Origin of the sequence: Pseudomonas sp. LB-090624 (assembly GCF_003205205.1) — a bacterium.
Classification (GTDB): domain Bacteria; phylum Pseudomonadota; class Gammaproteobacteria; order Pseudomonadales; family Pseudomonadaceae; genus Aquipseudomonas.
On sequence record NZ_QJRL01000066.1, the window covers coordinates 1 to 6,658 of the forward strand.

5 protein-coding genes are annotated in these 6,658 nt (G+C 65.0%); all 5 read left to right on the forward strand.

Annotation, left to right across the window (positions count from 1 at the left end):
- Nucleotides 1-302 precede the first annotated feature (302 nt).
- Genes DMX11_RS25640 through DMX11_RS25660 form a run of 5 tightly spaced genes read left to right on the forward strand, consistent with a single transcriptional unit; the run spans nt 303 to nt 6,412 of the window.
- Nucleotides 303-3,134, forward strand: coding sequence for a xanthine dehydrogenase family protein molybdopterin-binding subunit (locus DMX11_RS25640; RefSeq protein ID WP_110748592.1), 2,832 nt, complete (start codon nt 303-305; stop codon nt 3,132-3,134).
- Nucleotides 3,127-3,663: a (2Fe-2S)-binding protein gene (locus DMX11_RS25645; RefSeq protein ID WP_003254265.1), complete on the forward strand. Its 537-nt coding sequence runs from the start codon at nt 3,127-3,129 to the stop codon at nt 3,661-3,663. The genes DMX11_RS25640 and DMX11_RS25645 overlap by 8 nt, the downstream gene beginning before the upstream one ends.
- 2 nt (nt 3,664-3,665) lie before the next feature.
- Nucleotides 3,666-4,877 carry a cytochrome c gene (locus tag DMX11_RS25650; RefSeq protein ID WP_110748596.1) on the forward strand — a complete coding sequence of 404 codons (1,212 nt, stop codon included), beginning with the start codon at nt 3,666-3,668 and terminating at the stop codon, nt 4,875-4,877.
- 3 nt (nt 4,878-4,880) lie between these two features.
- Nucleotides 4,881-5,852 (forward strand): XdhC family protein, encoded by a 972-nt coding sequence (locus tag DMX11_RS25655; protein WP_110748600.1) that lies wholly within the window; start codon nt 4,881-4,883, stop codon nt 5,850-5,852.
- Nucleotides 5,849-6,412 carry an NTP transferase domain-containing protein gene (locus DMX11_RS25660; protein WP_110748605.1) on the forward strand — a complete coding sequence of 188 codons (564 nt, stop codon included), beginning with the start codon at nt 5,849-5,851 and terminating at the stop codon, nt 6,410-6,412. Before DMX11_RS25655 ends, DMX11_RS25660 begins: the two co-directional genes overlap by 4 nt.
- Nucleotides 6,413-6,658: the final 246 nt, after the last annotated feature.

The following is a 6,658-nucleotide window of genomic DNA, read 5'->3' on the forward strand; positions in this document are numbered from 1 at the left end:
CAAGGCGGTCGCGCGCGCCTGTCACAGGCGTTACTGGCCCGAAAAAAACGTAGGAGCGAGCGCAGCTCGCGATGCGCCGCGCGGGCGGCGCTCGATCTCCCAGACGCTGAAAATCCCCCGGCACACACCTGCCATCCCCATCCCAGACCCCACCTCCACCCCCCTCACACCGCGACACATTGTCGGCTTGACTTTGCCTAGCCCCACCCAATTGCTGTAAAGTTGACGCCAAGGTCAGCTTTTCTCAAGCCAGGCCAAGAATCAAAAGAAAGGGCAGGCCCCAACTGCCCAGAGGATCAAGCATGTCCAACCGTGATATTTCCCGGCGCGCCTTCCTGCAAGGCGGCCTGATCGCTGGTGTCGGTGTGACCATGGCGCCACTTGGCAGCCAGGCCTTCGCCGCTTTGATGGAGGAGCGCGTCACCACCTCGCCGCAGAAGTGGATGAACCACGACGGCCAGGCGCGTTTCCGTAACGATGCCTTGTCCAAGGTCTGCGGCGACAAAGTGTTCGCCCGCGACATCCGCGCCAAGGACATGCCCGGGTGGCCCGCGCAGCAGGGTCATGCGCTGCTGCTCAAGGCGACCAAGGTCGACCGGATTTATGCCGGCCATGACCTCAGCCTGCTCGGGGCCGACCTGCAGCCTGACCGCATCGTCACCGCCGCCGACCTGGAGCAGGACGGCATCGCCTGGCCAGAAGCCCACTCGCCCGACCCGCTGCTGCCGGCAGGGAAGGTGCCGATGTTCATCGGCCACCCGGTGGCGATTCTGATCTGGCACGATTTCGAGCGTTTCCGTCAGGCCAAGCGCAAGCTGCAGTTCAACGATCAGGCGATCCGCTATGGTGCCCAGGCGCCGCTGTACCAGCGCGACCCTTATGGCAGCTTCCGCTTCGTGCGCGTGGGCGGCGCCACGCCGTTCGACGACGATGAGTTCTCCAGCCTGAAGAACTCCATGCTGTTCCCCACCATTCTCAACCGCAAGCCGGTGTGGTCGAAGCAACCCAACCAGCACGGCGACCTGACCGAGCAGGGGCTGTTTTACGCCAAGCGCATGGCCGAGCAGCTGGACAACCCGCCCGAAGACTGGCTGGTGTTCGACGAACGCTACAAAACGCCGTCCATCGAGCCTGCCGCGCTGGAGCCGGACAACGGCAATGGCTGGTACGACCCGGCCAGCGGCACGCTGCACTTCGTGGTCGCCACCCAGTGCCCGTTCGAAGTGGCGCAGGAATGCGTGCACATGATCAAGCCGTCGCGTTTCGCCCTGAACACGCTGAACATGCACCCTGGCTACACCGTGGGCTACGGCTCGAAAGACAACAATATCTTCGTCTTCTACGCTGCCGTGGCAGCGCTGTATGGCGCCGGGGTGCCGATCCGCCTGGCCAACGACCGCTACGAGCAGTTCCAGAGCGGTATCAAGCGCCATGCCTTCGATATCCGCTACCAGCTGGCGGTGGACAAGAAGGACAACAGCTTCAAGATCTTCCGCGCCGACATGAGCTGCGACGGCGGCGGGCGCATCAACTACAGCCCTTCGGTGGCCGCCGTGGGGGCCACCGCGGCGCAGTCGATCTACTACATGCCGCAGAACGACCTGTCGGTGACCGCCTACTTCTCGCGGGGGGTCGAGGCGGGCTCCATGCGCGGCTACGGCACCCTGCAGAGCATGGCCGCCACCGAAATGATGGTGGATGAAATCGCCGGTCGCCTGGGCGTCGATGCCATCGACCTGCGCCGTGCCAACGCGCTGAAGTCGGGCATGAAGAACACCCAGGGTGCGGTGCCGGCCGGCGCCCTGCGCCTGTACGAGATCCTCGACAAGGCCGCCGTGCACGAATGGTGGCGCAACCGCGCTGCACGCAAGCAACAGATGGACGCCAAGGACCCGGACCACTGGTACGGCGTCGGTTTCGCCATCTGCCAGAAGGACTTCGGCACAGGCTCCGAGGCGCCGATGGCCAGTGTCGAATTCAGCGCCGATGGGCGCATCAGCCTGCGCCACATCGGTACCGAGCTGGGCACTGGCATGTCCACTTCCCAGGCTCTGGTGATCAGCGACTTCCTTGGCCGTTCGGCCGACGAGGTGAAGACCGCGGTCACCGAATGGCCAGAGCTGCAGCTGACCACCAGCGGCAATCCCTACCTGATCAGTCAGCCCGAACAGGACGCTGCGCTGCGCAACCCGCGCTGGGTTGGCAAGCTGGCGTCGCCGTCGTCGGCCACCAACTCGGCGTTCTACTTCAGCCACGCCACCCGTGAAGCCGCCCGTGTGCTGTTCAACCATGGCCTGTGGCCGGCGGCCATGGCCATCTGGAGCCAGGGCCCGCATGGCGGCCAGGCCAACCCGCTGGTGGTGCGCCGCGAGAACGCGGTGTGGGTCAACGGTGAGCTGACCGGCAACGGCCTGGCGCCGATTCCGTTTGCCCAGCTGGCGCAGAAGGCCCACGACATGGGTCTGGTGACTGGCGTGAGCGTGCACGGCTTCAACCGCTGGAGCTGGGCCGAGGCCGACTTTGTCATCGACGGCGTGCGCGAGCGCTTCCCGCTCGATGCCATGGCGGTGAAATACGGCGATGGTGCGGTGAATGCCAAAAAGGCGCAGATGGGTAGCCATGGCTATCACCTGCTCGACCGGCAGAATGCGGCCTACCCCGACACCCAGCTGAACAACGCCATGGTCACCTACTACAGCCCGGTGGCGACCATCGTCGAGGTCAAGGTCAACAAAGGCACCCTGGAGACGCAGGTGCTCAACCACCACAGCTGGATCGAGTGTGGCCGGGTGCTGGTACCGGAGCTGGTCAAAGGCCAACTCGAAGGCGGTATCGCCATGGGCATTGGTCATGCGCTGACCGAAGAGATGCCGTTGTATGAAGGCGGGCCCGGGGAGGGCGACTGGAACTTCAACCGCTACCGCCTGCCGCATGCGCGCGATGTGGCGGTGTGGAAACAGACCAGCGAAATCCTCCCGCCGCTGTCACCGACCGACCCGTCCAAGGGCATTGCCGAGGTGGTGATGATCCCGGTCGTCGGTGCCATCGGCAATGCCGTCGCGCATGCCATCGGCAAGCGCGTGCGCGATCTCCCCATCACCCCAGCCCGAATCAAGGAGGCCCTCAATGGCTAACCGTCCACTGCAACTGACCCTCAACGGTCAACCGGTCGGTCCGGTCGAGGTCCCCGCTGACCTGGCGATGATCGACTATCTGCACGAACACCAGAACCTTACCGGCTCACGCCTGGGCTGCGGCCAGGGCATCTGCCACGCCTGCGTGGTGATCGTCGACAACCCCGATGGCACCAGCGAGGAGGTGCGCACCTGCATCACGGGCGCCCACTATTTCGAAGGCAAGAAAGTGCGCACCATCGAAGGCCATGCCAAAAAAGACGAGGCCGGCAACCTGACGCTCAACCCGATCCAGCAGAAGTTCGTCGACCTGTTCGCCTTCCAGTGCAGCTATTGCGCACCGGGCTTTGTCAACGCCGCTACCGTGCTGGTGGAAACGGCCCAGCGCCAGCCGCTGAAAAAGAGCGAGGTGGAAGACCGTATCGAGGCCAGCCTCGGTCACCACATCTGCCGCTGCACAGGCTACGTGCGTTACTACGATGCCACCCGCAAGGTGCTCAACGATCTCGGCCTGGTCAAGGAGGGTTGAACATGGGCTTCGTACGTAGCGCCTCGGTATTGGCCCTTGGGCTGGCTGTCAGTTCGTTTGCCTTGGCGGCTGACGATGCGCAGGTCAAGCGCGGTGAATACCTGGCCCGCGCGGCTGACTGCATGGCCTGCCATACCGCCGAGGGCGGTGCGCCGTATGCGGGCGGCCTGCCGATTCATTCGCCGTTCGGCACCATTTATGGCAGCAATATCACCCCGGACAAACAGTACGGCATCGGCAACTACAGCGCCGACGAGTTCTTTGCCGCAGTCACCGAGGGCAAGCGCAAGGATGGGGCCAACCTTTATCCTGCGATGCCTTACACCTCGTACCATCTGATCAAGCGTGAAGACTCGGACGCGATCCTCGCCTACCTGATGACCATACCGCCGATCAACCGACCGGCACCGCAGACCGCCTTGCGCTTCCCGTTCAATGTGCGCATGGGGCTCAGCGGCTGGAACATGCTGTACGGCAAGAGCGTGCAACTGCAGCCAACCGAGGGCAAAAGCCCGGCGTGGCAGCGCGGCCAGTACATGGTCGAGGTCATGGGCCATTGCGGCGAGTGCCATACCCCGCGGAACCCGATCGGCGCGCTGCAGCAGGACCAGCGCCTGAGCGGCGGCCTCCTGGGAGGCTATCTGGCGCCAAGCCTGCTGGCCCAGGACCTGGCCGAGCGCGGCTGGACCCAGCCGGACCTGACCACCTTCCTCAAGCACGGCATCAGCGCCCAGGGCAGCATGTTCAACGAGATGTTCCCGGTGGTGCACCACAGCACCCAGCACCTTGAAGACGCCGACCTGGCGGCCATGGCCACCTTCCTGCTGGGCGATCAGCCGCCAGCGGCCAAGGTCATCCAGCCCGTCGCCCTGGAGCAGATGAGCGACAGCGCCCGGCGCGGCCATCAGCAGTATCTCAACGTCTGCGCCGGCTGCCATGGGGTCGACGGCGAGGGCAAGCCGCACATCGCCGTGGCCATGCGCGGCAACACCGTGCTGCGCCAGGCCGACTCGCGCAACCTGGTCAAGGTCATTCTCGAGGGTATCCGTGAACAGCAGTTCACCGGCTTCGAACGCATGCAGCCGATGCCAGGCTTTGCCGACAAGCTCGATGACCAGCAGGTGACGGACATGGTCAACTACCTGCGTCAGGCCTGGGGTGGATTACCGGGTGACCTGGGCGTGCAGCAGCTCGCCGAGCTGAAGGCGGAATAGCCCGTGCAGCATCTCGATCTTCAGGTTATCCGCCAAGCATTGCAGTGGTCGTGCAGCGGCCAGCGCGTATGGCTGTGCACGGTACTCGCCACCTATGGCTCGGCGCCGCGCGCGCCAGGCTCGCTGTTGGCGGTGAACGCCAGCGGCCAGTGGCTGGGTTCGCTGTCCGGTGGCTGCGTCGAAGACGACTTCCTTGAGCGCGTCGGTTTGGGCGAATTCCCCGAACCGGTCGCCATCGTGCGTTATGGCGATGGCAGTGACTCGCGCTCGAGCATTCGCCTGCCCTGTGGCGGGGTGCTTGAAGTGCTGGTGGAAAACCTGGCGCCCGAGTGCGAAGTGCAGGCGCACCTGCGTGAGCTGCAAAGTGCATTGCTGGGCCAGCGCCGGCTGCTGCGAGAGGTGCGTCTGCCCGAGGGGAGTCGCCAGCTGGCCAATGACCACAGCCAAGGTCCGCGGGTCGAACGGGAAGCCGCCCAGGTGCGTCTGCGGGTCGGCGCCGCCCAGCGCCTGCTGCTGGCCGGCTATTCCAGCGTGGCGCATTTTTGTGCCGAGTTCGGCAAAGGGATGGGGTTTGAAGTCATCCTCTGCGAGCCGCGTGATGAGGTGCTCGATGGCGTGCGGCTGGATGGCATCGAAGTACGCCGTGAGCTGCCATCGGAATTTATCGCCAATGGTGGTTGCCATGCCGACACGGCGGTGGTTGCATTGACCCATGATCCGAAAATCGATGACCTGGCCATGCTTGAAGCGGTGCGTACCGAAGCGTTCTATATCGGCGTGATGGGCTCGAAGGCCACCTCCGACAAGCGTCGCGAACGCTTGCAGCGAATTGGTGGCCTGGGCACCGACGAACTGGCGCGCATCCATGCGCCGATCGGCCTTAACCTAGGTAGCAAGACCCCGGCTGAAATCGCCCTGGCGGTGCTGGCCGATATCCTGCGCCTGCGCAACGGCATTGGGCGGGAAGCGCTGTGAGCGTGGTCGCGTTGGTGCTGGCGGCCGGGCGCGGCACGCGCTTCGGTTCCGACAAGCGCCGGGCGACGCTGGCTGATGGCCGTAGCCTGCTGGCGCATAGCGTGGAGCGGGCCAAGGCGGTGTTCGATGATGTGCGTGTGGTGTTGCGCACGGGTGAGCGCGGCGAGGATCTTGGCTTGCCTGCCGGATACCGGGTGGTTGCCAGCGCAGATGCGGCGTCGGGTATGGGGCACAGCCTGGCTGCCGGTGCCGGGTCGCTGGACGACAGCCAGGCTCGGGCGGTGGCGATTCTGTTGGGGGATATGCCGTGGATCGAGCTGGCGACCTTGCGCCGGTTGGCCGAAGCGTCCAGTGCTTCCAACATCGTCTTGCCGCGCCATGCGGGGCAACAGGGGCACCCGGTGATTTTCGGGCGCGATTTCTGGCCGGCGCTGCGGCAGTTGGCCGGGGATGAGGGGGCGCGGGCGGTGGTGCAGGCACACCGGGACCGTTGTGTCGTGGTTGCAGTGGGGGATGTTGGGGTTTTGTTGGATGTGGATACGCCGCGGGGATTGATGTAGGCCGAGGGTGTTCGCCACGGAGAATTCTGTGGCTGGGAGATCGAGCGCCGCCCGCGCGGCGCATCGCGAGCTGCGCTCGCTCCTACGTTTTTTCTGGCCAGTGACGCCAGTGACAGGCGCGCGCGACCGCCTTGTTTGTACGACGCAATATCGCGCCATGCGCCAGGCGTTCGCGCGCAAATCCCGCAGCGATAACTGGCCCGAAACAACCGTAGCAGCGAGCGCAGCTCGCGATGCGCCGCGCGG

Bases quoted from the DNA above. Each gene is read 5' to 3' on its own strand.
- DMX11_RS25640 (WP_110748592.1), top strand. From the start codon at position 303: ATGTCCAACCGTGATATTTCCCGGCGCGCCTTCCTGCAAGGCGGCCTG.
- DMX11_RS25645 (WP_003254265.1), top strand. From the start codon at position 3,127: ATGGCTAACCGTCCACTGCAACTGACCCTCAACGGTCAACCGGTCGGT.
- DMX11_RS25650 (WP_110748596.1), top strand. From the start codon at position 3,666: ATGGGCTTCGTACGTAGCGCCTCGGTATTGGCCCTTGGGCTGGCTGTC.